Annotated in this window: 22 protein-coding genes, 2 tRNA genes and 1 other RNA gene; 12 read left to right on the top strand and 13 right to left on the bottom strand. The window is 46.5% G+C overall.

Going from position 1 to position 23,375, the window contains the following annotated elements:
* Positions 1-9: 9 nt before the first annotated feature.
* A tRNA-Thr gene (locus SPIBUDDY_RS06935) sits at positions 10-81 on the bottom strand.
* Between the two features lie 132 nt (positions 82-213).
* Here SPIBUDDY_RS06935 and SPIBUDDY_RS06940 point away from each other — a divergent pair.
* From SPIBUDDY_RS06940 to SPIBUDDY_RS06970, 8 genes are all read left to right on the top strand, one after another.
* Positions 214-295: transfer RNA gene (locus SPIBUDDY_RS06940), tRNA-Tyr, on the top strand.
* 62 nt (positions 296-357) lie between these two features.
* Positions 358-798 carry a YkgJ family cysteine cluster protein gene (locus SPIBUDDY_RS06945; protein ID WP_041381181.1) on the top strand — a complete coding sequence of 147 codons (441 nt, stop codon included), beginning with the start codon at positions 358-360 and terminating at the stop codon, positions 796-798.
* A gap of 8 nt (positions 799-806) precedes the next feature.
* Entirely contained in the window at positions 807-2,603 is a 1,797-nt protein-coding gene (dnaG, locus tag SPIBUDDY_RS06950; protein WP_013607037.1) for a DNA primase, read from the top strand.
* Positions 2,604-2,625: 22 nt separating this feature from the next.
* The gene (gene rpoD, locus SPIBUDDY_RS06955) at positions 2,626-4,683 is read left to right on the top strand and encodes an RNA polymerase sigma factor RpoD (RefSeq protein WP_013607038.1); all 2,058 of its coding nucleotides are present in this window, start codon (positions 2,626-2,628) and stop codon (positions 4,681-4,683) included.
* Between the two features lie 17 nt (positions 4,684-4,700).
* Positions 4,701-5,519, top strand: a complete 819-nt coding sequence (locus tag SPIBUDDY_RS06960) for a zinc ribbon domain-containing protein (RefSeq protein ID WP_013607039.1) — start codon at positions 4,701-4,703, stop codon at positions 5,517-5,519.
* Between the two features lie 9 nt (positions 5,520-5,528).
* An RNA gene (rnpB, locus tag SPIBUDDY_RS15955) (RNase P RNA component class A) lies at positions 5,529-5,869 on the top strand.
* A 25-nt stretch (positions 5,870-5,894) separates the two neighbouring features.
* The gene (locus SPIBUDDY_RS06965; RefSeq protein WP_013607040.1) at positions 5,895-6,662 is read left to right on the top strand and encodes a hypothetical protein; all 768 of its coding nucleotides are present in this window, start codon (positions 5,895-5,897) and stop codon (positions 6,660-6,662) included.
* Positions 6,663-6,675: 13 nt separating this feature from the next.
* Positions 6,676-9,156: a TIGR03936 family radical SAM-associated protein gene (locus tag SPIBUDDY_RS06970; RefSeq protein ID WP_013607041.1), complete on the top strand. Its 2,481-nt coding sequence runs from the start codon at positions 6,676-6,678 to the stop codon at positions 9,154-9,156.
* Here the strand turns inward: SPIBUDDY_RS06970 and SPIBUDDY_RS06975 are convergent.
* Together SPIBUDDY_RS06975 and mazG are read right to left on the bottom strand one after the other, a co-directional pair.
* The gene (locus tag SPIBUDDY_RS06975; protein ID WP_013607042.1) at positions 9,145-9,786 is read right to left on the bottom strand and encodes a GntR family transcriptional regulator; all 642 of its coding nucleotides are present in this window, start codon (positions 9,784-9,786) and stop codon (positions 9,145-9,147) included. The two genes, SPIBUDDY_RS06970 and SPIBUDDY_RS06975, sit on opposite strands and share 12 nt — an antisense overlap.
* 7 nt (positions 9,787-9,793) lie before the next feature.
* Positions 9,794-10,630 (bottom strand): nucleoside triphosphate pyrophosphohydrolase, encoded by an 837-nt coding sequence (mazG, locus tag SPIBUDDY_RS06980; protein WP_013607043.1) that lies wholly within the window; start codon positions 10,628-10,630, stop codon positions 9,794-9,796.
* Between the two features lie 107 nt (positions 10,631-10,737).
* Here mazG and SPIBUDDY_RS06985 point away from each other — a divergent pair, with 107 nt between their 5' ends.
* The 4 genes from SPIBUDDY_RS06985 (at position 10,738) to glmS (ending at position 14,441) form a co-directional block, all read left to right on the top strand.
* On the top strand, positions 10,738-11,115 hold the full coding sequence (locus SPIBUDDY_RS06985) for a GntR family transcriptional regulator (protein ID WP_013607044.1): 378 nt from the start codon (positions 10,738-10,740) through the stop codon (positions 11,113-11,115).
* A 1-nt stretch (position 11,116) separates the two neighbouring features.
* The gene (locus SPIBUDDY_RS06990) at positions 11,117-11,968 is read left to right on the top strand and encodes an ABC transporter ATP-binding protein (protein ID WP_013607045.1); all 852 of its coding nucleotides are present in this window, start codon (positions 11,117-11,119) and stop codon (positions 11,966-11,968) included.
* Positions 11,965-12,570, top strand: a complete 606-nt coding sequence (locus SPIBUDDY_RS06995; RefSeq protein WP_013607046.1) for an ABC-2 transporter permease — start codon at positions 11,965-11,967, stop codon at positions 12,568-12,570. Before SPIBUDDY_RS06990 ends, SPIBUDDY_RS06995 begins: the two co-directional genes overlap by 4 nt.
* Positions 12,571-12,641: 71 nt before the next feature.
* Entirely contained in the window at positions 12,642-14,441 is a 1,800-nt protein-coding gene (gene glmS / locus SPIBUDDY_RS07000; protein WP_013607047.1) for a glutamine--fructose-6-phosphate transaminase (isomerizing), read from the top strand.
* A gap of 111 nt (positions 14,442-14,552) precedes the next feature.
* On the opposite strand, the gene SPIBUDDY_RS07005 is transcribed toward glmS, so the two are convergent.
* From SPIBUDDY_RS07005 to rpe, 10 genes are all read right to left on the bottom strand, one after another.
* Positions 14,553-15,317: a hypothetical protein gene (locus SPIBUDDY_RS07005; RefSeq protein WP_013607048.1), complete on the bottom strand. Its 765-nt coding sequence runs from the start codon at positions 15,315-15,317 to the stop codon at positions 14,553-14,555.
* 53 nt (positions 15,318-15,370) lie between these two features.
* Complete coding sequence (locus SPIBUDDY_RS07010) at positions 15,371-16,060, bottom strand: tetratricopeptide repeat protein (protein WP_013607049.1); 690 nt, start codon at positions 16,058-16,060, stop codon at positions 15,371-15,373.
* A 70-nt stretch (positions 16,061-16,130) separates the two neighbouring features.
* Positions 16,131-17,846, bottom strand: a complete 1,716-nt coding sequence (locus SPIBUDDY_RS07015) for a 30S ribosomal protein S1 (protein WP_013607050.1) — start codon at positions 17,844-17,846, stop codon at positions 16,131-16,133.
* A 30-nt stretch (positions 17,847-17,876) separates the two neighbouring features.
* On the bottom strand, positions 17,877-18,521 hold the full coding sequence (cmk, locus tag SPIBUDDY_RS07020; RefSeq protein ID WP_013607051.1) for a (d)CMP kinase: 645 nt from the start codon (positions 18,519-18,521) through the stop codon (positions 17,877-17,879).
* A complete protein-coding gene (locus tag SPIBUDDY_RS07025) occupies positions 18,515-19,267 on the bottom strand; it encodes a pseudouridine synthase (RefSeq protein ID WP_013607052.1) in 753 nt (250 codons plus the stop codon). Before SPIBUDDY_RS07025 ends, cmk begins: the two co-directional genes overlap by 7 nt.
* Positions 19,264-19,869, bottom strand: coding sequence for an SMC-Scp complex subunit ScpB (gene scpB / locus SPIBUDDY_RS07030; protein WP_013607053.1), 606 nt, complete (start codon positions 19,867-19,869; stop codon positions 19,264-19,266). Before scpB ends, SPIBUDDY_RS07025 begins: the two co-directional genes overlap by 4 nt.
* A gap of 11 nt (positions 19,870-19,880) precedes the next feature.
* Positions 19,881-20,852 carry a segregation and condensation protein A gene (locus SPIBUDDY_RS07035; RefSeq protein WP_245523823.1) on the bottom strand — a complete coding sequence of 324 codons (972 nt, stop codon included), beginning with the start codon at positions 20,850-20,852 and terminating at the stop codon, positions 19,881-19,883.
* Positions 20,853-20,927: 75 nt separating this feature from the next.
* On the bottom strand, positions 20,928-22,013 hold the full coding sequence (recA, locus tag SPIBUDDY_RS07040) for a recombinase RecA (RefSeq protein ID WP_013607055.1): 1,086 nt from the start codon (positions 22,011-22,013) through the stop codon (positions 20,928-20,930).
* A 66-nt stretch (positions 22,014-22,079) separates the two neighbouring features.
* Complete coding sequence (gene dtd, locus SPIBUDDY_RS07045; RefSeq protein WP_013607056.1) at positions 22,080-22,517, bottom strand: D-aminoacyl-tRNA deacylase; 438 nt, start codon at positions 22,515-22,517, stop codon at positions 22,080-22,082.
* Entirely contained in the window at positions 22,514-23,182 is a 669-nt protein-coding gene (rpe, locus tag SPIBUDDY_RS07050; RefSeq protein WP_013607057.1) for a ribulose-phosphate 3-epimerase, read from the bottom strand. Before rpe ends, dtd begins: the two co-directional genes overlap by 4 nt.
* Positions 23,183-23,375: the final 193 nt, after the last annotated feature.

The raw sequence follows: 23,375 nt of genomic DNA on the forward strand, positions 1-23,375 counted from the left end.
CCGTTTGAGAGCCGACTGTCAGGATTGAACTGACGACCCCGAGATTACAAGTCACGTGCTCTACCGCTGAGCTAAGTCGGCTTGGACTGTTGCAATATACCGGCAGAAAAACTCTCTGTCAAGTCGTGTGAAAAAGTCTGTGATACCAGTTTTTTTTCAACAGCGGTTGACAAAAGATATAATAGTTTGTAATGTACCTTTGTCTTTTGGCATGGAGAGGTTCCCGAGCGGCCAAAGGGGGCAGACTGTAAATCTGTTGGTTACACCTTCGAAGGTTCGAATCCTTCTCTCTCCACTTGGAGGCCTTCTTCTTTGAGGAAGGCCTCTTTTCCGTTGTCTATGAAGAAAGAGGTGCTAATGCGTTGTTTTTATGAGAAAGGTCTGGCATTTACCTGTGTTCAAGGTTGCAACTATTGTTGCAGTTGTGAGCCGGGTTATGTATTCCTTTCTCAAGAGGATCTGGAAAAACTATGCGCCTTTACTTCGATGCAAGAGGATCAGTTCATCCGCACCTATTGTCGTCTGGTAAACATGGGAGCCTTTCACATGGTCAGTTTACTGGAGAGAGAGAATTACGACTGTATTTTCCTTACGAAACAGGGTTGCTCGGTCTATAACGCACGGCCTAGGCAATGTCGCACCTATCCTTTCTGGAGGAGCGTAATGGAAAACGAAGAGAGTTGGGAAGCAGAGAAGGCATCGTGCCCTGGAATCGGTAAAGGCAAGGTTTACTCGAAGGCGGAAATCGATGAGATTCTTCGTCAGCAGACCGGTCAAGAACCGATTATCCGTTTGTAGGGTATTCCATGGCAAAAGTGTCTGATTCAGTCCTTGAGCAGATCAAGGCACGCATTCCCATCAGTGAAGTAGTCTCAGACTATGTGACACTCTCCGCTCGTGGGGGAAGGTTGTGGGGGTTATGTCCCTTCCACCAAGAAAAAACCGCCTCATTCTCAGTTGTTGACGATCAAGGGTTCTATTATTGTTTCAGTTGCAAGAAAGGTGGTTCCATGTTTGATTTCGTCATGGAGATGGAGAAGGTCCCTTTCATTGAATCGGTAAAGATTCTTGCAAAAAAAGCAGGCGTTGAAATTGCTGAAGAGAGCCCTGAGGACAAAAAGTCCCGTGACCTCAACGAAACACTCTATGATTTGTATGACAAGATAGCAGGTTCCTTTCATTTCCTTTTGACTTCCTCTGCGCAAGGGGAACATGCACGTGAATATTTACGCAAGCGAAATGTTGCACAGAACATGTGGGAGACCTTCAACCTAGGCTATGCACCGCAGGACAGTTCGTGGTTGTATTCGTTCCTCAAGAAACGGCATTACAGTGATGATTTGCTGGCCCAAAGCGGTTTGTTCAGCCAAAACAATGCAGCCTATCCCTTATTCCGTGATCGTCTGATGTTCCCGATTCGTTCCTGGCAGGGTAAAACCGTTGCCTTTGGCGGCCGCGACCTAACCTTCACATCCAAAGCCAAATACATCAATACTCCTGAAACTGCGATTTATAGTAAAAAACATCATTTATTCGGTTTGTTTGAGTCCCTTGAGACAATCAAGAAAGGGCAGAAGGCAATCCTATGCGAAGGGAACTTCGATGTAGTTGCCTTACATCAAAGCGGCTTCACCAATGCCATGGCTCCTTTGGGGACAAGCTTTACCGAAGAGCAAGCCAAGCTTCTCAGACGGTATTGCACTTCAGTGGAAATTCTCTTCGACAGCGATAAGGCCGGGCAAAGTGCTACCGCCAAATCGTTGGTGATTGCACAGAATTTGGGAATGGAGAATTCGGTGTTGACACTTGCCAATGCCAAGGATGCATCAGAGCTTGTGCAGCTTGAGGGAGAGCAGGCACTGAAAAGAGCCTTACAACAGCCACAGCAAGGGTTTCGTTATCTTGTAAACAATGCCGTAAACCAGTATGATATACTGACGCCCAAAGGCAAATCCGCAGTATTTAACGCTGTGAGACCATATTTGGACGCCACTGCATCATCTATTGAGAAGCAAGACTTAATCAAGAGGTTGGCTGCAGTGTTGAATGTTGACGAATCGTCGATTCATGACGATTATTCACGGAACGCTCCTGCCGAAGTCAAGGTGGTTGCGACTGTGGGGGAGATGCGGGTCAAACCTCTCAATCCTGCAATAATTTCCGTGGATTTGTATGCGATGTTGACATTGGTCAACAATAGGGAGTTGTACCTGCAAACGCGGTACAAAATCGCTGTTGAAGACTTGGAAGATGCAGAAGCAGAAGCGCTGTATGACGTATTGGAGGAAGCTGCCAGGGAAGAAGTTGGGAAGCATGATGAATATATCCTGCAGATGATAGGAGATGAGCAACTTCGCAGTGATGTCGCTTCATCCTTTACCATGGAGGAGTTCAAGCTTGCACCTCAAAGGGTGATTAATGAAGCGGTGAATCGAATTCAATTAAGGACGTACGAAAAAAAGCGTTTGAGTAATAAACGGCTCTTGGATATCAGTCTGCTTGACGGTACCGGGGATGAGGGAATCGAAGAATTGCTGCGGGAGAAAACTGAGATTGACGCAAAGATTGCGCAGCTCAGAAAAGCTCTCGAGCAGGATATTTAAACAGGGTAGGTAGATAATACAGATGCTTGATGAAAACATTTCGCAGGCCATAGTCAAAGACATGGTGGCGCGTTCAGCAGAGACCGGACATGTGACGAAAGAGGACATCAGAAAGGCTCTTGCTCCACAGAATGCCACGGATGAGGCTGTCGATGAAATCATGCAGACCCTCAGTGAGTTGGAAATAGTCGTCACTGAAAGCGATGAAGTGCCTTCTGCAGCGCTTTTCTCTGATGGTCCTTCCGAGGATGAGATTGATACGGACATGGATGAGGAACCGGATGACGTCGACCTTTTGGAAGATGATCTGGAGGATGACCTCTCTGTTGATGTGCTGCTTGACAACTTTGCTGATCATCACGATGAAAAACCAGAATCGAAGAAGGGCGGCAGCGAGGAAAGCGAGGATGATGAAGAGGAAGACGATGTTGTCCTTGATGATGAGGATGAACAATCTCCCTCGATAAAACATCCCTGGAGCGGCATGGGCACCGATGATGATACCGTAGGTGGCAGTGACCACTTTGTAGACATCTCCAGCCTCGATGACCATGACGGGGATATCGACCATATCCGCCACAATACAATTCTAGGAACAGATAAGAGTGATTCAAGCGGTGACGATCCGATCCGCCTGTATCTTCGAGAAATCGGCAAGGAAAATCTGCTTACTGCTGACCAAGAAGTTGAACTGAGCAAGAAGATGGAAGATGGTGCTCTGATCATCAAGGAAGTCATTCAGGAAAGCGGGGTAATGATTACCCGTTTCTATGATATCATCAAAACACTCAATACCAAGATTGAAGGTCAGGAAGAAGAGTACAACGCCAAGGACTACAAGGAGTTGGTTACCAACCAGAAGCGGTTCACCCAGTTTTACCGGGAACAGCTGAAGGATGTTCAGGCCAGCCTGAAGAATTATATTGTAAAGAAAGAGCAAATGATCAGCAGCGGCGAGGATGTGTTGCATGATGAGACGCTGATCAAGACTCGCATAGCATTGCTGAAAAAACTTGCAAAAGTAGATCTGCAGCCTGAGGAGATTACTTCGTTCACCCACGATTTCGTCGATGCAGAAAATAGGATCCGCTCCTACAAGGAGAAAAAGCAACAGCTTGAGAATAAATTGCATATCTCCTCCGCCAAGGAATTGCGACAGCTTGGCCGTGACCTCGCCACCCAGTCCAGAAGTGCAAAAATTGAAGAGGAACTCCACCTTTCCAGTGATACCATCAAGGATCTTATCCGTGAGTTGCAACTTACCGATAAGGATTTGAGACAGATTGAGTATCAGTTCGAGGAGACGTGTGAAAATATTCTCCAGCACTCAACCAAGATCAAGTATGGACAGAAGATGATGAAGGATGCCAAGGATCGTTTGATCCGTGCCAACCTCAGGCTTGTAGTGTCCATTGCCAAGAAATATACCAACCGTGGTCTCCATTTCTTCGATTTGGTTCAGGAAGGCAATATTGGATTGATCAAGGCAGTAGAGAAGTTTGAATACCGCAAGGGCTTTAAATTTTCCACGTATGCCACATGGTGGATCCGTCAGGCGATTACTCGCTCAATCAGCGACCAGGCCCGTACCATCCGTGTTCCCGTGCATATGATCGAACAGATCAACAAGGTGGTCAGGGAGTCGAGGATGTTGATGCAGTCGCTGGGTCGCGAACCTACCGATGAGGAAGTGGCTGAGAAGCTTGGCTGGACTGAGAGCAAGGTAAAGGCAGTCAAGAATGTCGCCCGTGAACCTATCAGTCTGGAGACTCCGGTAGGTGAGGAAGAAGACTCTTTGCTCTCAGATTTCATCGAGGACAAGGAAGTGGAGAATCCTGCCACCCAGACCGCTTATTCGTTGCTCCAGGAGCAACTTAAGGATGTACTTGCAACGCTTCCGGCACGTGAGCAGGAGGTCCTGAAGATGAGATTCGGCCTAGAGGACGGATATTCATTGACACTGGAGGAAGTTGGATTGTATTTTGAGTTGACTAGGGAACGTATCCGCCAGATCGAGGCCAAGGCACTCAGAAGGCTCAGACATCCTAAGCGTAGTAGAAAATTGAAGGATTTCATTTGAGATACAGGGAGAAGATGATGGAAGAAGCAGAAGTATTTGCAAAACTCAGCCAATTGCAGGAAGACCTGACTGTGCGGTTTGCCCTTGAGGATGAGATTGTCAAGTTGCCAAGAGATCTGAAGGTCAAGCAGGAACTGCTGGACAAGATCAACTTGGAATATATTGATGAACATGCTCACAGTGAAGCTGCCAAGGATGACTTGAGGAGTCTGCGCATCCAGTACGATGATGCCGTACATGCCCGTGAAAATTCTGAGAAGCAGATGGAATTGATTTCCACCCAGCGTGAGTTTGAAGCGCTTGAGAAGGAAATCAAGGATGCTGCAGCCAAGGAACAAAACCTTTTGAAGCAGTTGCACGTCAAAGAGAAGCAGGTCCATGAGTTTGGTGACCGTCTTACGGAAAAAGAGCAGCTGATGATATTGCAGAAGCAGGAAGTAGATAACGAGGCCAGCAAGATTGAAGCCTTGCTTTCCGAGAAGAGAAATCAGCTTTCAAAGCTCGAGACTAAATGCGTACAATACATCACCGGTGATATCACCGAAGATCTGTACAATAAGTTTTGCAATATTGTAAAGAACAAGAAGGGCAAGGGTATCGTGCCCATTCACGGTTTGGTCTGTCAGGGATGTCACATTGTGCTTCCCATTCAGTTTGTAAACGATGTCCGTTCTGCAAAGGACATTGAGTTCTGCCCGTACTGCAGCCGCATTCTCTATTATGAAGAGGTTGAGGGAGCAGATGAGCAGTTCCGCAAGAGAATCGAGGATGTTGAGATCGAGGAAGGCGGACTTTCCGACTTTGTCGATTCCAGCGAATTCGACGACCTTCTCTAGGCTTTTTTACAAGGTAGGCGAGATGATCGCGGGCGGTCGAAAGACCGCTTGAGGAAAGTCCGGGCTCCATAGGACATGATGCCGGGTAACACCCGGGAGCGGCGACGCTATAGAGAGCACCACAGAAAATATACCGCCGATTATTCGGTAAGGGTGAAATGGTGGGGTAAGAGCCCACCGCACCACTGGTAACAGGGGTGGCAGGGTAAGCCTCGTCAGGAGCAAAACCAAGCAGCAGGTTGGGTTGTCCGCCTTGAGCCTGCGGGTCGGTTGCTACAGCGTCTTGGTAACAAGAAGCGTGGATAGATGATCATCCGATACAGAACCCGGCTTATTGCCTGCCTTGTTTTTTTTGATGGTATAGGAGAACAGAAGATGATGAGAACGCGTTATTGCACCCTTCTTCTGTTCTCCTTTTGTTTGCTTTTTGTAGGCTGCCAAAAATCTGAATCGAACCTTGAGGAACTTGCACTGCAAGGCAAGTTCGAACTTTTGGAACGTATAGCCTCTGACGATTTTTCCCGAACGTACCAGAAAAGTTCGCTCTTTTATGTAGCATTGGCACAAGAACGACAAGGCAACGTACAAGAAGCGGCATTAAGTTTGAGGCTTTATCTGGCTTTGGCAGGGACACAAGGCTCTTCAGAAGCCGCTAAGAACTTGGCTGTCCTGGTGGGAAATCGTGCAGGAGATTCGGCTTTGGTCATCGAGATGGGTCTCTTGCTCGAAGAACAACAAGCACTGAACGAGACAACAGCAAAAGAATTGTACCAAGCATTGCTTGCAGACAAAAGGATTGAGGATGCCCATAGAGTGTTCTCAACGTATTTGAAAGGGACACTCGATGGCCTTTCCTATGCAAAAGTGTTGATTGAAGCGCAGGCTTCTTTCTCGCTGGTCATGCAGGCACTCGATGCGTTGCCTATTGGGGATGCTGTAAATCTGCTCTTGTCTGTCAGCAGTACCGAGCTGGGCATGCAGCGTTCGTTTGATTACTACAGCTACGCCATTACGTATGAGCGTAAGAACCTTGATGAGAAGCAGAAACAGGTGTTGTATGCTTCTCTTGCCCGATTCGCAAGCCAAGCTGATCTTAGGGTCCAGGCAAACAAGTACCAAAGCTTGGCCCAACCATTACCATGAACAAGGATATGATATGCAGATTTTAGATACGATTGCCGATGACCTGTTGTTGATTCAGAATCCTGCCCGCTATACGGGTGGGGAATTCCATTATGGAGACAAAGATCTGTCAAAAGTGAATTTTCACGCAGCAATTTGCTTTCCTGATTTATATGAGATAGGAATGAGCAACAATGCAGTGAGAATCCTTTACGACTTGCTCAACACTATGGAAGACGTCTACTGCGACCGAGTATTCTCTGTTGCTTCTGATTTTGAACAATTGCTGAGGGGTAAACAGATTCCCCTTTATACCTTGGATTTGCATATGCCGCTTTCACAGCTCGATATGCTTGGAATCTCCATCGGCTATGAGCTATGTGCAACAAACATCCTGCAAGTCCTCGAACTTGGAGGAATCCCACTACACGCTTGCGACCGTACCGATGAACATCCGATTGTCATCTGTGGAGGTCCTGCCGTAACCAATCCTCTTCCGTTTTCCCCCTTCATGGACTTTGTCTACATCGGGGAAGCTGAAGGTGGGCTGGAGGATTTGACACAACTGCTGATTGATGCGAAAAAGCAACACAAGACAAGAGCCGAGAAGATAGCGTTGCTTAAGGAGCTTTCCTATCTCTGGTACCCGGGTAAAAAGCTAGCATCACGATTCATTGACACTACCTTCGCTTCTTCTGGTTCCCATACCTATGGTCATTATGTGGTACCCAACTTCAAGGTAGCCCAGGATAATGGTGTGGTGGAGATTATGCGCGGCTGTCCCAATAGTTGCCGTTTTTGCCATGCAGGGCAGTATTACAAGCCCTATCGGCAGAAATTGTACAGCACCATGGTTGAGCAGGTTGAGCAGCACGTCAGCGATTTCGGCTATCGTGAGGTAACCCTCTCTTCGCTTTCAAGCGGCGATCATCCCTATATCAAGGAGTTGATTGAGACGCTGAACAAGGAATACTCCAATCGTCATGTTTCCTTCTCTCTTCCCAGTCTGAAAGTCAACACGTTCTCGCTGGGGATACTTGAACAGCTTTCCGAAGTTCGCAAGAGTGGTTTGACGTTTGCCATTGAGACTCCCAAGGCAGCTTGGCAACGTGCAATGAACAAGGAAGTGCCACTGGAGCAGGTGATCGAAATCGCCCGTGAGGCTAAAAGTCGTGGTTGGAAACTGGCAAAATTCTACTTCATGGTTGGTCTTCCTTTTGTCGACCGGGAAGTTGAGAACCAGGCAATCGTCGATTATGTGGGGGCGATTTACGATGCTACCCGCCTTTCAATGAATATAAATATCGGAACCTTCATTCCAAAGCCCCATACACCATTTCAATGGTGCAGCCAGATAACTCCCCAGCAGTCGTATGAACAGCTTTCTTCGCTGAAGAAGGCGATCAACGAACGCATCAGGGGCTGCAAGGTGAGTTACCATGAGCCGAACATCAGCTATCTGGAAGGTTTGATCAGCCGCGGTGATGAGCGCTATGCAGATGTAATCGAGAAAGCATACCAGAAGGGATGCCGCCTCGATGCCTGGGATGAACATATGCGGGCCGATCTCTGGATGCAAGCTATAGCTGAGGCTGATTACGATCCGAATTCCTGTATATTCGAACCATATGGTTTGGAGGAGGACCTTCCTTGGGACTCGGTGAGCATGCGGGTAAGCAAGAAATTCTTCAAGGATGAGTATGAGATGGCCAAGAGCCTTCTTTTGACCGAGAGATGCCTAGAATCGTGCGATCATCTTTGCGGAGTCTGCTCAAAAGTTGCTGAAGTTGTTGACACCACCCACAAGGATCCGATTCTTGAACAGGTGAGAGACAAATCCTTGGTTATCGAACCAAAGATTGAGGTACAAGCAAAAACCGTACAAGCGGTAATTACCTACCGTCGCTTTGGGCAATCACTGTATATCAGTCACATTCATGCCATGCGCAATTTTGAAATGGCTTTTCAGCGATCTAAAGTAGGGGTGCAGTTCACCCAAGGCTTCAATCCCAAGCCCAAGCTTGAGTTTGTCAATCCTCTCTCTGTCGGCATAGCCGGTGAACAGGAGGTGATGCTTGCCGAGCTTATCGATGGCCCTGATCTTACCGAGCAGGCAGTGAAAGAAAAGTTACAGGCAGCCTTGAACGCAGGGTATGAGCTTGACCAGGTCCTGTTCCTACGACTCGAAAAGAAACATTCCTTGGCAAAGTATCTGAAGGGAAGCCTCTATACGATTGATACCAGAGAGGATGAGCAAAGCCGCTTGTTGCTGGAATCGTTTTGTATGCAGGACATGAAGGATATCGTAGTGCATAAGGAAGGCGATACGCTGTTCTCTGTGCGGCTGGAAGGTGAGAAGAATCTGGTAAAGTTGCTTTTCGGCAATGAAACTGACAAGTTCGAACTGGCGAGTCGGCTACGCATTACCCGAAAAGCGCTCTATGCAGGTTCCTGGGGTGTTTCCTATCCTGAGTTCTTCACTGCAATGATGCAAAAGCAAGGATCAGACCAATAAAAGTTCGATACGTGGCAGGGCCTCCTGAGGCCCTACCATCATCAGCGTGTCTTCTACTTGCAGACGGAAATACGGACCCGGGGAGAGGGTGATGGACCCCTCCCTCCGTATAGCTACCACTGTAGCTCCCGTTTCCTGCCAGAATCGCAATTCACCCAAGGACTTGCCGATAGCTTTGCTTTGCTGAGGTACCGCATAGCTGAAAAGGGGAAAAGGATTTGACTCGGCAAAGTGGCTATGTATGGAGAATAAATCCTTGGCAAGAGAAAATAACTCTCGGTCCAATGCTTCATGTTCATCCATAAGAATTCGCATGCGATGAAGCAGGTGTTTTGACTCATCGTGCTTTTCATACGTTTCCATAAAAGCTTTAGCTTGCTTTTTGCTCAGAACGCGTACTCCGCTGTTTTGCATTACCTCAACAACACCCTGTTCTTCAAGCAGGGCAAATGACCGACGGATGGTTTCCGGTGAGACTCCATACTCGCCGCTGAGCAGAGTTCTACCGGAAAGCTTGACTCCCTCGGCAAATTCATGATTTGAGATTCGTTTTGCAATGTCGACTGCAATGCGTTCATAGATGGCACTCGTTTCCCGTTTTTTTGGTCGGTTGGGTTGCAGTGGTTCCATCACTTGCTCACTCCTCGCTTTGTGATCGTTCATCTGCTTTGATTTCCTCCCAAAGCCGATCCATTTCACTCAGGTTGTCCTTATGCAATGCAATGCCTTGGTCTTGGGAACGTTTGTATAACGCATTAAAGCGTCGTTTCATTTTCTGATTCGATCGATGAAGTGCCAATGAGGGGTTGAATCCAAGGTAGCGGGCAAGATTCACCGCAGCAAACAACAAATCTCCCAACTCCATCTCCAGGTCCTCGTTCTTGTCCTGTTGATGCTCAAAAGCAGTGTTGACTTCCTTAAGTTCTTCTGCAACTTTCTCAAATACCCCTTGGGCATCGGGCCAATCAAAGCCAACCTTACGAATTTTCTGCTGGATTTCATTAGCCATTTCCAAAGGGGGAAGGGAAGGGGGAACCCGGCTGAAGAAATCGTCTTTCTCATGAGTCTTTCCTTCCACATTTTGTTTGATGGCATTCCATACATCGATGACTTCTTTGCTGTTTGAGACTTTTTGGTCGGAAAAGACATGCGGGTGTCGGCGGATAAGCTTCTCGCAAACCTGATTCAGTGCTTCTATGCTTGCACTTGCATCTGTTTCTTGATGCATTTCCAGGAGCATCATGGCATTGAGCAACACATCACCAAGTTCTTCCTGTTGTCCCTCGTCATCATCAGAAAGGATAGCATCGAGGTACTCATAGGTTTCATCGATGAGATGGGTAGAGACTTGTTTGGGGCTCTGTTCCCTGTCCCATGGACAGCCTTGTTCACTGCGTAGCAGGCTGACGATAGCAAAGAGTTGCATCAGGGCATCACTAAGGGTTGTTTTCTTTTCAAGGGTGAAGTCAATCATGCATACGAGTATACCTGTTCCCGGCAATCTTGAGAACAGGAAATAGTTGAACCTCTTGACATGATGTTATAACTGTATATACTGTACATATACAGAAGGAGCAACCATTGGACATAATCCTTTCAAATGCTAATCCAGACCCAATTTATGAGCAGATAGCCCAGCAAATGCGTGCCCAAATAGTTTCTGGCATTCTCAAAGAAGGTGAATTGTTGCCCTCGATTCGTTCATTGGCTAAGGAACTTCGCATCAGTGTGATCACTACCAAGCGTGCATACGATGAACTTGAGCGGGAAGGGTACATACAGACTATAGCTGCCAAGGGGAGCTATGTTGCGACTCGCAGTCATGAACAATTGAAAGAAGAATATTTGAGAAAAATTGAGGAGCATATGCGTTCGATTCATCTGCTAGCACAGTTCATAGGACTTAGCGAAGAGGAATTGGGAATGATGTATCAGCTGCTCAGAGAGGGAGAGAGCTAAGATGGATAGTGCCATACTATGCAGTCAGGTAAAAAAATCCTATGGATCGTTTATTTTGGATATCAAGGATTTTTCCGTGACTAGGGGAACTGTACATGGTTTGATAGGAGCAAATGGGTCGGGTAAGACGACTACGATCAAGTTGCTGCTTGGTTTGTTGTTTCCTGATTCGGGAGAACTATCGGTTCTGGGATCGAACCGGATTGCCAACGATGCCGAGGTTAGGCAGAACATCGGTTTCATTGTTGAAGATGCATCGGTTCCCAGTCTCTTGAATGCATCGGAAATCGCTGCAGTTCTGAAGCGCGTGTATGACAACTGGGACCAAGACTACTATGAAACATTACTTAGGCAGTTTCAGTTGGATGTAAAAAAGCAGTATCGAAAGTATTCCCGCGGTATGAAGGTGAAGCTTCAGTTGGCTATCGCGCTCAGTCATCATGCATCGTTGTTGATTCTCGATGAACCCACGAGTGGTTTGGACCCGCTTGCACGCGATGAGATCATCACCATTCTCTCAGAGTTCAAGGAGGATGAGAACCATTCCATTCTCATCAGCAGCCATATTACCAGCGATTTGGAAAAGCTTTGTGATTATGTCACATTCCTGGAGCAGGGCTCGATTCGGTTCACCTGCGAAAAGGATGAATTGCTTGAGCAGTATCGTTTGGTAAAAACCACGCATCAAAAAGAATTAGATATGGACAGCGATGCAATACTCGCAAGACGTGAGGGCTCTTTCCAAGTGGAACTGTTGATGAAAACAGAGGATGTGCCTGCTTTTGTTGAATCACGGAGACTGAATCTGGAAGAGCTGATCATTCTCTTATCTAGGAAAGGAGGTACAGTATGAATGCCTTGCTGCTCAAGGATTTGTTTTTGATGCGTAAGCGCAGCGGAATCATGCTTTTGGCGATTGCAATCTTTGCATTTCTTGCAGGTGTCCAGGGTGGGCTGGTGAATACCATCATGGCGACCATGATGCCGCTCATGCTCAGTTTCACTACGTTGGCTTACGACCAAAGCGATGGTTGGGAGGCCTTTGCTGCAGCACTTCCATTTTCCAGAAAACACATCATACAAAGTAAATATTTTCTGGCACTTTTACTCATCGGCCTTTCGATTGTAGTCATATTTGCAATTGGTATGATTGCAAGGGCCTTGCCGATGCATGAATTGATTGGCAGTGCAATAACCCAATTCACGTTTGGAGCTTTCTTTGTAGCAATCAACTATCCTTTGATTCTTAAATTTGGTTTTGAGAAGAGTAGGCTGTACTATATTTTGGTTATGGTTGTGCTGATGTCATTTGGAGCGGCACTTTCTCCGCTCCAAGGAAATAACTCAATACCTTCCTTGGCGTTTGTGTTGCCCAGTATCGCCGTAGTTTGTCTGATTATCAGCTATACCTTGTCTGTTTCCATTATGAAAAATAAGGAATTTTCAGGTTCATGATGCAAAAACTCTAGTAGAAACAGCACATTTCATGCTACTACAGCTTTAAAGAGACCGTATGGGGGTGGAGTATGTGTGGCATTGTGGGATATGTCGGAACCGAGGAAGCTTCATCCATTCTCTTGGAAGCGCTTCGAAAGCTTGAGTACCGCGGGTATGATTCTGCCGGTATAGCTATGGTCGATGAGAAGAACGAACTACAGGTACGTAAGATCAAGGGTCGTCTTTCAAACTTGGAATTACTTGTGCAGCAAAAGCCCATACAGGGCAAGTGCGGCATTGCCCATACCCGTTGGGCAACCCATGGGGAGCCCTCAGACCTGAACAGCCATCCTCATACCGATGTGTCAAAGAGCATTGCAGTTGTACACAACGGTATTATTGAGAATCATGCACAGCTTCGCACGTGGTTGGAACGCCATCAGGTTACGTTCGTCAGCCAGACGGACAGCGAAGTTATCGCCCATTTGATCGACTTTCATTACAACGGTGATTTGCTGCTTGCTGTAACTGAAGCCGTAAAGCGTCTTGAGGGATCCTATGCCATAGCGGTTGCGTGCAAGCAACACCCGGAAATGTTGGTTGTGGCAAGAAAGGACAGCCCTTTGGTAATCGGACGCGGAGCTTCTTCAACCATGCTTGCCAGCGATGTGCCGCCGCTTCTGTGCCATACCAGGAAGGTGCAATACCTTGAGGATATGGAGGTGGCAACACTTACTCAGGACGAGGTGCATATTTACAATCTCGATGGTGATGAGATCGAGAGGGAAATCCAGACGATCGAGTGGGATATGGAAGCAGCTGAGAAGTGCGGGTATGAGCACTTCATGCTTAAGGAGATTTGTGAACAACCCAAGGCTTTGCGTGATACGCTTCGCGTGCGGTACAAAGATGGTTCACTGTCTTTTCCTACACAGGTTGAGAATCTCCTGGTGAATTGCAAGCATCTGCTGATCACCGGCTGTGGTACGGCCTACCACGCTGCCATGGTTGCATCGTATGTTATTGAACAGGTTGCAGGCCTTCCTGTTGAAGTGCTTGTTGCCAGTGAGCTCCGTTACCGATTGCATATTCGCAAGGAAGGAGAAGTCTGTCTTCTGATCAGCCAAAGCGGTGAGACAGCTGACACGATTGCTTCCTTGCGTCTGCTCAAGGAACTGGGAGTTCCTACCATAGCGCTCACTAACGTAGTGGGCTGCACGCTAAGCAGAGAGGCGGATTGGGTCCTGTATACCCAAGCTGGTCCAGAGATCGCTGTAGCCTCAACAAAAGCGTTTACAACGCAGTTGCTGAGTCTCTTTACCATCGCTGCATTGGTTGCCAAGCAAGAACGATCTGCTTTGCTGGAGGCTTTGGAACTGTTGCCGGGAAAAACGCAATTGCTCATCGACAGACAAGAGGACATACAACGATTCGCATCCAGCCAGTTCAACAAGACAAAAGTATTCTTTATGGGTCGGCTTGTCGATTTTGCGATCAGCCTGGAAAGTGCATTGAAGCTCAAGGAAATCAGCTATACCCATAGTGAAGCGTTTGCAGCTGGTGAACTGAAGCACGGGCCGATTGCTCTGGTGGATACGTCAACCTTGGTGGTTGCATTGTGCACCCAGCCATCCTTGTATGCAAAGATGGATTCCAACATCAAGGAAGTGAAAGCCAGAGGCGCAGCAGCTTTGGTTATTACCTTCGAGGATGTTCATACGTTTGATGATACGGCCGATGCCATTTTCAGGCTTCCGCAGACCCATCCGTTGTTCAGTCCGATCCTCAGTGTGATTGTCAGCCAGCTGTACGCATACTATTGTGCAGTGCTCAAGGGCAACGATCCCGACAAGCCGAGAAACCTGGCCAAGTCTGTTACTGTTGAATAACCAAGAGAATTCCAGACAGTATTGTTTGGAAAGGTTTCTAGTTAACAGAATATATATTATACACAGATTATAATGAATCCGATTTTTAAGAGAGTAGGTACCCTATTGGGCTTAATCGAGTTGTAATACTCCCAAATATGCCAAATTTGTCCAATAGATATTGGAGAAAGAACCTTCAGTTACCGTTATGGCAGCAAAAATATGACAATATAACTCGTTCGAAGGATTTTTAGAATAGAAGTAATCAGGAAAAGACCCTTTTTCACTATACGGTACATCGTTGCGAAATTGGGTTCCGTCATATCTACGAAGTATTCCATCATCTATATGACTGACAAATTTTGCGTTATCAAAAGCAAGGGTAAACTGAACATGCGTAGCATCAACATCTGATTTTGTGATGGTGAATGTGTCTTCGGGACTGGTATGATCGACTGCTGTGGCATGGTACAAAGGCGCGGCATAATCGTTTAATCGATTGGTATCTGAAAATTGAAAGAGTGCATATGAATTATCACTTAAGGTAAGTACAGCTGGATCTGATTCGGAGAAAGGATCGATGGTACGCCCGTTTGGTCTTCTTACATATGTTTCATTGAATTTGGAAATAATACTACCGGAAGCAGATAAGGTTGATGAATCACTGACAACATATCCAAGCCAAAGGGAGGGTCCAGTATCATCCTCGATGAGAGCTATATTGTTAAAACTGTCATTTGTTACTCTATACGTACCAGATAGGGTTGTCGGGGTATCATTTTCATTAGTATCGATGTATGAATCAATATAAAAAATTACTGCAATCCCACAACCAACCAGCACCAGCACAAGAAAAAAGACAGACACCAATCGAAGAATGTGTATTCTCATCTTCATGGCATCTGTCTCCTCTCTTCACGGTGGGTTCTAGTCTACCCTACCCCGTTTGCTTATAAAAGTGCAAGTCTATTGGTTGCAATCTTGGCAAACTCCGAAGTTGGGAATTGGTCAGCAAGCTGCTGGAATGTTGCTTTAGCAAGATCGGTATTACCGCTCTTTTCCTGCAGACGAGCTTGTCCGAACAAGGCTTTCGGAGCTTCGGCAGCAGTCAAACCAAATTCATCAATGACTTTGGTATAGTATTCAAGTGCCAAGGAGTCATTGCCCAGCTCTTCAGCACTTACAGCGGCATTGTTCAATGCCAAGGATGCAAGATAAATCTTTCCTGCATTCGTGTAAGTGGAGACAAAGCTATCAAGAGCTTTTTGATACTCCTCTTTTTCAAAAGCTACCATACCAACCAAGTATTGAGCCTTAAGACTGGGATAGTTTTTGCCTTTGGAGGCCAAGTCATTCAAACCAGCGACGAGTTCATCGTACTTTGCCTGATAACCCTCATCCTCAGAGCCCATGGTCAGTAGTTCAGAATAGGATGTTTCCAGCAAATCAATCGAGTTGAATTGCGTCTGCAACGTCTTCTGATTGACCGAAGTAACGATTCCCAGTACTACCAGACCGATAACAACAACTGCCAAAACAATAATGGCAATTTTCTTGTTACGAGCTAGAAAGCTATTCAATGATCCTTCGATTTTTTCAGTCAAAGTAATTTCAGCTGAATCCTTTTTGTTTTTACTCATGGTTCTTCTCCGTTATCAAGGGTATAAAACACAGGCGGCAATGTGCCGCCTGGTATGGTGGAACACAACCTTAGTTGTCTTCCCTGTCCTCATCCTTGTAACGCATCATGTCTGCAAGGGAGAAGGTATCGCTGTCATTATCCTCATGGATGTATTTTGCAATCTCAGACTGCTGAGAACGCTTGACCATCTCCTTGACGGAGAGAGAAAGCTTCTGAGTAGTGGGGTTGCATTCTACAACCATAGCAGTGATAGGCTCACCAACTACGAACTTCTTGAGGATCTCATCGGTATACTCTTCATCCGGTCCAACCAAGTTGTACTTGCTGATCAGGCCTTCAATGTCGCCAATGACCTTTACGAAAACGCCAAAGTCAGTCACGTTGGTGATAACACCGCTGATGGTGCTGAACTTCGGATAGTCGTGGCGAAGAGTCTGCCAAGGATTGCCCTCAAGCTGCTTTACGCCAAGGCGGATTCTGCGGTTTTCGGGTTCGACGCGGATGACTACGACTTCAATCACATCACCTTCTGCACAGAAAGAAGCCATGTTCTTGACCTTTTTGGTCCAGGAAATGTCATCAATGTGCAAGAAACCGTCAATCCCTTCCTCGAGGTTGACGAATGCACCGCTATTGGTGATCTTCACAACCGGCTTGGAGAGTGTCATTCCGACAGGGTAACGATCAACAATGGTATCCCATGGGTTTTCCTCAAGCTGCTTAAGGCCGAGGGAAACACGCTTCTTATCCAAGTCATAGCCAAGAACCTTTGCTTCGACAACATCACCTACATCCAGGACTTCCTTGGGGTTGTTGACCCTCTTGGTCCAAGACAGCTCGGAAATGTGGGCAAGACCCTCGATACCAGGCTCAATCTCAATGAAAGCACCAAAGGTGGTAATCTTGGTTACCGGAGCCTTGATGGTATCACCGACATTGTACTTCTGCTCGAAGGTTGTCCAGGGATCTTCCTGCATGTGCTTCAGCGAAAGATTAATCTTCTGTGTCTCAGGATCGATATTGATGAGTCTGAGCTGTACAACCTGACCCTTCTTTACAAAATCCTTGGGACGGGTGACATGGCCCCAGCTCATGTCGTTGATATGCAACAGTCCGTCAAAACCACCAAGGTCGATGAAAGCTCCGAAGGAGGTAAATGATTTGACCACACCTTCGACAACGTCACCGATCTGTACGGTTGAGAAGAACTTTTCTTTATTTTCCTTAATTTTCTGGTCAAGATACTCACGTCTATTTACCACGCTCTTGAGCTTGGTACCGCCGTGGAACTTGTCAATGATGAAGTAATCTGTTACTCCGATCAATGTCTCAGGTTCCTCGACACGAACAACGTCAGCCTTGGAGAGGGGGCAGAACCCCTTGTACTCGCCTCCGAGATCAACCTCGAAGCCACCCTTGATTACTTTCTCAAATTTGCCCAAAATCGGAGACCGGTTTTCAGACGCAGCCTTCAATTCATCAGTGCGTTCCTTGAAATCGGCGCGCTTCTTGGAAACGACGATCTGGCCGCCCTTCCCTTCCTTATTGATGATGACGACTTTTACTTCTTCACCAACTTCGGGAATAGATGCGAATTCATCACGAGAGATTCTTCCCTCGCTCTTGTAACCGACATCCACGAATACATACTCGTTGTTTACCTGGACAACAGTACCGGCCACGAGCTGACCGTCTTCGATTCCATCAAGAGATTTAAGATACTCCTCCTGCAGCATATCCTGCATTTTGGTCTTCTTTTCATCCATTTCTTGTTCTTCAGCCACTTGATTTCTCCTGATCCTAAATTTACCTATTTACTCGCCTTTAAGCGTAAAAATAGCAGATAACACTTTCTCACAAACTTGCCCCATAGTCAAGTACGAGGTATCGATATAGAGAGCCCCTTGGGCCACTTGCAGAGCCCCTACAGGCTTTGTTCTATCGATATGATCTCGTTCTATGATCTCTCTGAGCACTGATTCATAATCTTGGCCTTCGGGATGCTGTTTGTACCTTCGTTCGGCCCGTACTTCAGGCTTGGCATCGAAATAGCACTTGAGTTCTGCATCAGGAAACACAACCGTAGTAATGTCTCTTCCCTCGACCACGACATCAATATCCTTGGAAATTCTTCTAAGCTGTTCATTCACAAACTCTCGCAAAGGAGGGTATGCAGAAACTTTTGCAACATATCGATCAACATCCCTGGTATGCAATTGGTCCTCGATATTTTTGCCATCGACACAGATGTGTCCCTCATCAACGGTAAGGACATAGTGTTTGGCGGTTTGGAGCACTGAGGGAAAATCCATGGGATCCTTTCCCTCTTGCACATGCAGGTATGTATAGGCCCTATAAAAAGAGCCCGAGTTCAGATAATAAAAATTGCACTCTTGCGCAATCATTTTGGCAATGGTGCTCTTGCCTACCCCTGCAGGTCCGTCTATCGCCACTACCATGTGACTTTTCTCTTTTTGACCGGTTCTGTTTCACCTTTCAGCATCGCTTCAATCTCGGAGGAGAAAAGTGCACGATATTGCCCGGGTTGCATTTCCCCAAGTTCAATGCAGCCGATTCTCATGCGTACGAGCTGCTTTACATCATACCCGTAGTAACTGAAGATTTTTCGAATCTCTCGGTTCTTTCCCTCAGTAAGGATAATTCTTACCCACTTCTTGGAAAGAATTTCAAAACGCTTGATACGATATGGCTGGGGGATATCGATATAAATGCCCTTCAGAGCCTCTTCAAGGTCTTCCCTTCTTACTTCGGTGGAGCAACTGACCAAGTACTCTTTTTCAATCTCACGTGATGGATGCATTATCTTCTGGGCAACATCGCCGTCATTCGTATACAGAATGAGACCACTGGATTCCTTATCGAGTCGACCGATATGAAAGAGCAGATTCTTGTCGGCAATATCGATGAGATCGCGGGCATAGAGTTTCTCATTGGGATCGTAGTTTGTGCAGACATACCCACGTGGTTTGTACAAGGCGTAGTAATACGTCCTATCGGCGGGTTCTATGAGCTGGTCATCGACCATGACCACATCTTCCTCATTGACCTTGGTGCCAAGTTCGGTCACACGCTTTGTGTTGATTGTGACTCTTCCTGCTGTGATCAGGGTCTCGCAGAACCGGCGTGAACCACAGCCACTTTTAGCCATATAGGCTTGTAGGCGGATCGGATATTCTAGTTTCATACTTCTTCAGTCTCCTGTGTCGTCTCCGTTTCAAACCGCAAACGGTCAATATCCGAAAGCTTGGGTAGAGCGCTTATGCTGCTCAGGTTGAATTCGAAGAGGAATTTTCTTGACGTTCCATACAAACAGGGATGGCCTGGAACGTCCTTTCGGCCAACCACTTTGATATACTCCCGTTCCCTCAGCAGCCGGATGATTGTGTCACTGGCAACCCCACGGATATTGTCGATCTCCCTACGGGTGATCGGTTGGCTGTAGGCAACAATGGAGAGGGTTTCCAGAGCCGCACGGGAAAGGCGCCTATCGACACGCTTGCCGTAACAGGAACGCAAGTTATCGTGTAAATCGGAAGACGGAAGAAAGTGATAGGAACCTTGGCTCTCAACAAGATCGAGCCCATGGAGAAAGAGTGCATAATGCTCTTTGACTTCCGACAAAGCAGCCGTAGCTGTCTCTTGCGAGAAGGAGGTCATTTTCATCAACTTTTCCAAGCTCACTGGTTCATTCTCCAAAAAGAGAATAACTTCCACTAAACGGGCCTCTGTACTCAAGAGGGGGCCTTGCTGCAGCATTTCATTGCCGGCTTGCCTCTTCTTATCCACTACCAATGCTCCTATTCTTCATCGTCGAGATTGATTTGCTCAACCTCACTTTCATCATCATATAGAAAAACGCGACCGTCGTCAGTAGTTGTACATGAAGAATCTGCATCTTGCTGAGAATCTTCTGCAAAAAACTCCAGTTCTTCCTCTTCGGTTATGGGAAGATCAGTAAGAACCTCTAATTCTTGGTCCGCATCCCCATCATACAGCTGGTCATAATCAAGTGCGAAAGCCTCATCCCGTCGTCGAATAAGTATAGGGCCGAAGGGCTCTGTCTGCACCAACATAATCATGCGAAGCTTGCACGCATCAAGAATTGCCATAAAGGAACAAATTATGTGGAGTGCAACATCCAGGTGAATGATAATATCCTCGATGCTGATGTACTCCTTGGTTTCAAACAATTCCTGCATCAAGGCAATTTTCTCATTGACGGTAACAGACTCATACACATTGAACACCTTATTCGGTGTTATGGTAGTCATCAAACGGGAAAATGTTGCAAGAAGATCCTGCAAGGAAACCTCGGAAAACAGTTCTTCATCGCCAAAAGGTAAACGGAATTGAGAACTCTTGCGACTGATGAACAACTCTGAGGAACCTGACGTATTCGTGAGTAATTCGGTATATTTCCTGAACTTTTGATACTCCAACAGCCGTTCTACCAGTTCCTGTCTTGGATCCTGATACTCCTCATCGAACTCAAGATCGACGGGGAGCAACATTCTGCTCTTGATATAGAGAAGATCTGCAGCCATTTTGTAAAATTGCGTAAGATCAGCAAGTTCCGTAAATTTCTCATTTTTTATGTAAGCAAGGAATTGTTCGGTGATATCACTGATGGGGATATCGTAGATGTTGATTTCGCTCTTTTGAATCAAAAAAAGAAGAAGGTCCAGCGGACCATCAAAAATGGGAGTATGAAACGTCTTCCCACTCCCTTGTATCTCTTTTTCATTCTCTTGATTCTGCACTGTGATCACCCTTTGAACGAGTATACCCAAGCAGAGACACATTGACAAGGAAGCGTTCTTGACGAACGCTTCCTTCAACCTTCCTTACTCTAGAGCGGCTGCCTCTTTTTTTGCTTCTCTGTCTTTCTTGGACTCTCGTACCTTTTTAGGGAACATGAGAGCTCTCAACTTTACATCCAAGTCGGCAACAACATCCGGATTATCCTTGAGGAAGTCCAAAGTCTTATCCCTGCCCTGCCCGATTTTCTCTCCATTGAAAGAGTACCAGGAGCCACTTTTTTCAAGCATCTCGTATTTGAGCGCAGCATCCAGAACACTTGCGACGTAGCTGATACCCTCACCGAACAACAAATCCAATTCAACTTTCTTGAATGGGGGGGATACCTTGTTCTTCACAACCTTGATGCGAACGCGGTTGCCGATAATATCATCAGCACCCTTGCTCAGCGATTCAATCTTGCGAACCTCGATGCGCACCGAAGCATAAAACTTTAAGGCATTACCACCGGTAGTGGTCTCAGGATTGCCAAACATTACACCAATTTTCATACGAATCTGATTGATGAAAATTATTGTGGTATTACTTTTACTCAAAAGGCCGGTTAATTTTCTGAGCGCTTGGCTCATCAAGCGGGCTTGCAAGCCCATATGACTGTCACCCATATCCCCATCAATTTCCGCCTGGGGAGTCAAAGCAGCAACCGAGTCAACAACTATGATGTCAACGGCTCCACTGCGAACCAAGGATTCTGCAATTTCAAGAGCTTGCTCTCCACTATCCGGCTGGCTGATCCACAACTCATCGATATTTACTCCCAACTTCTTGGCGTAACTGGGATCCATTGCATGTTCTGCATCGATAAAGGCTGCGATGCCCCCTGCTTTTTGGCTTTCGGCGATTGCATGCAGGGCCAACGTAGTTTTACCGCTGCTTTCCGGTCCATAGATCTCAATTACCCTACCCTTGGGGTATCCGCCGATACCCAGAGCCTCATCCAGCAACAATGAACCTGAGGAAATGTATCCGATATCCAAGGATTCATCGCTGTCACCCAGCTTCATCAGTGAACCCTTGCCGAATTGCTTGTCGATCTGGATTCTTGCTGCTTCCAATGCTTCTCGTTTCTGATTAAGGTCGGTAGGAAACGACGTCTCTTTGCTCTTTGCCATAGTATGCTCCTCAGGCTCTATCAGCCCTTTCCTTACAAGGAAGAGGCTGTTCGTAATTGCTTCACATCATGCTTCCAGCACAAAGGTAACCGGTCCATCATTCGTGTAGGAAACGTCCATATGTGCTCCAAAACGACCACTGGCCACTGTATATCCCATTGCCCTAAAGAGTGACAGAGCCGCTTCGTATAAGGCTTCCGCCTCTTTGGGATCTGCCGCATCATCATAGGAAGGACGATTGCCCTTGCGCAGGTTAGCCAACAACGTAAATTGGCTTACTACCAATAATTGTCCGCCCACCTCATCGAGTGCTTTATTCATCTTGCCCAGGTCATCGGAGAAAAGACGTAGCTTCACTATTTTTTGGCATAACCAGGAAAGATTTTGGTGTGTATCACTTTTCCCAAAACCCAAATATACCAACAAGCCATGCTCAATACTCCCAACCATGTGTTGGTCAACAGTAACGTGAGCATTCTTAACTCGTTGGATGACTGCTTTCATTGCCTAGCTTTGTCCCACATCGCCTGGATAAAACCAGAGCGGTCTTGTTCGCAGAAAAATGCGCTACCACAAACAGCAACATCCGCACCACGTTCGGCGATCATGTTTACCGTCGATAGGTTGACGCCACCGTCGACACTCAGGAGATACTTGTATCCCTTTTGGGTTCTGATGGATGCAAGTTCACTGATCTTTTCCAAGGTTGAGGGAATAAGGCTTTGACCGCCGAATCCTGGGTTGACTGTCATTATCAGAATTAGATCAACCATATCCAGGATGGGCAGGATTGATGTAATCGACGAGGATGGTATGAGTGAAACCCCGGCTTTGCATCCGCTGTCCTTGATCATCTGAAGCGTTCTATGCAAATGAACGGAAGCTTCTGCATGTACGGTGATATAATCGCTGCCACTCTGCGCAAAATGGGTAATATAGCGTTCTGGCTTATCCACCATGAGGTGAGTATCGAATACCAAATCAGAATGAGAGCGCAAGTCCTTGATGAACTTTGGGCCGAATGTAATATTGGGTACAAACATGCCATCCATGACATCAAGATGAACCCACTGTGCACCGCTTTTGTTAATGCTTTCAACTTCCTCGGCAGTACGGGAAAAATCAGCGGAAAGCATGCTTGGAGCTATAATCAGAGAAGTTTTTTCCATACTCCTGTTATAGCAGGTAGCCGGCTGTTTTGCAATGTCATTTATCGCAAAAATACTATATATTTGTTAATATGTTTTGGGCCTTTTTGAAAATCAATTGCTAGTTTTTTCAAAGCATGGTATAGTTAATTACGCTGATTTAAATGACAAACCCGAGCAGACTATGACCCGGTCTGCCCGGTTTCTTTTACGT

Source organism: Sphaerochaeta globosa str. Buddy (assembly GCF_000190435.1).
Lineage (GTDB): Bacteria > Spirochaetota > Spirochaetia > Sphaerochaetales > Sphaerochaetaceae > Sphaerochaeta > Sphaerochaeta globosa.

What these genes read in the sequence shown, in the direction of transcription:
- SPIBUDDY_RS06945 (WP_041381181.1), top strand. Translation starts at nt 358, where the DNA reads ATGCGTTGTTTTTATGAGAAAGGTCTGGCATTTACCTGTGTTCAAGGT.
- recA (WP_013607055.1), bottom strand. Translation starts at nt 22,013, where the DNA reads ATGGCAAAGAGCAAAGAGACGTCGTTTCCTACCGACCTTAATCAGAAA.
- SPIBUDDY_RS06960 (WP_013607039.1), top strand. Translation starts at nt 4,701, where the DNA reads ATGGAAGAAGCAGAAGTATTTGCAAAACTCAGCCAATTGCAGGAAGAC.
- SPIBUDDY_RS06995 (WP_013607046.1), top strand. Translation starts at nt 11,965, where the DNA reads ATGAATGCCTTGCTGCTCAAGGATTTGTTTTTGATGCGTAAGCGCAGC.
- cmk (WP_013607051.1), bottom strand. Translation starts at nt 18,521, where the DNA reads ATGGTAGTGGCGATAGACGGACCTGCAGGGGTAGGCAAGAGCACCATT.
- dnaG (WP_013607037.1), top strand. Translation starts at nt 807, where the DNA reads ATGGCAAAAGTGTCTGATTCAGTCCTTGAGCAGATCAAGGCACGCATT.
- SPIBUDDY_RS06970 (WP_013607041.1), top strand. Translation starts at nt 6,676, where the DNA reads ATGCAGATTTTAGATACGATTGCCGATGACCTGTTGTTGATTCAGAAT.
- SPIBUDDY_RS06990 (WP_013607045.1), top strand. Translation starts at nt 11,117, where the DNA reads ATGGATAGTGCCATACTATGCAGTCAGGTAAAAAAATCCTATGGATCG.
- glmS (WP_013607047.1), top strand. Translation starts at nt 12,642, where the DNA reads ATGTGTGGCATTGTGGGATATGTCGGAACCGAGGAAGCTTCATCCATT.
- SPIBUDDY_RS07025 (WP_013607052.1), bottom strand. Translation starts at nt 19,267, where the DNA reads ATGAAACTAGAATATCCGATCCGCCTACAAGCCTATATGGCTAAAAGT.
- rpoD (WP_013607038.1), top strand. Translation starts at nt 2,626, where the DNA reads ATGCTTGATGAAAACATTTCGCAGGCCATAGTCAAAGACATGGTGGCG.
- SPIBUDDY_RS07005 (WP_013607048.1), bottom strand. Translation starts at nt 15,317, where the DNA reads ATGAAGATGAGAATACACATTCTTCGATTGGTGTCTGTCTTTTTTCTT.
- mazG (WP_013607043.1), bottom strand. Translation starts at nt 10,630, where the DNA reads ATGATTGACTTCACCCTTGAAAAGAAAACAACCCTTAGTGATGCCCTG.
- SPIBUDDY_RS06965 (WP_013607040.1), top strand. Translation starts at nt 5,895, where the DNA reads ATGATGAGAACGCGTTATTGCACCCTTCTTCTGTTCTCCTTTTGTTTG.
- rpe (WP_013607057.1), bottom strand. Translation starts at nt 23,182, where the DNA reads ATGGAAAAAACTTCTCTGATTATAGCTCCAAGCATGCTTTCCGCTGAT.
- SPIBUDDY_RS07010 (WP_013607049.1), bottom strand. Translation starts at nt 16,060, where the DNA reads ATGAGTAAAAACAAAAAGGATTCAGCTGAAATTACTTTGACTGAAAAA.
- dtd (WP_013607056.1), bottom strand. Translation starts at nt 22,517, where the DNA reads ATGAAAGCAGTCATCCAACGAGTTAAGAATGCTCACGTTACTGTTGAC.
- SPIBUDDY_RS06975 (WP_013607042.1), bottom strand. Translation starts at nt 9,786, where the DNA reads ATGGAACCACTGCAACCCAACCGACCAAAAAAACGGGAAACGAGTGCC.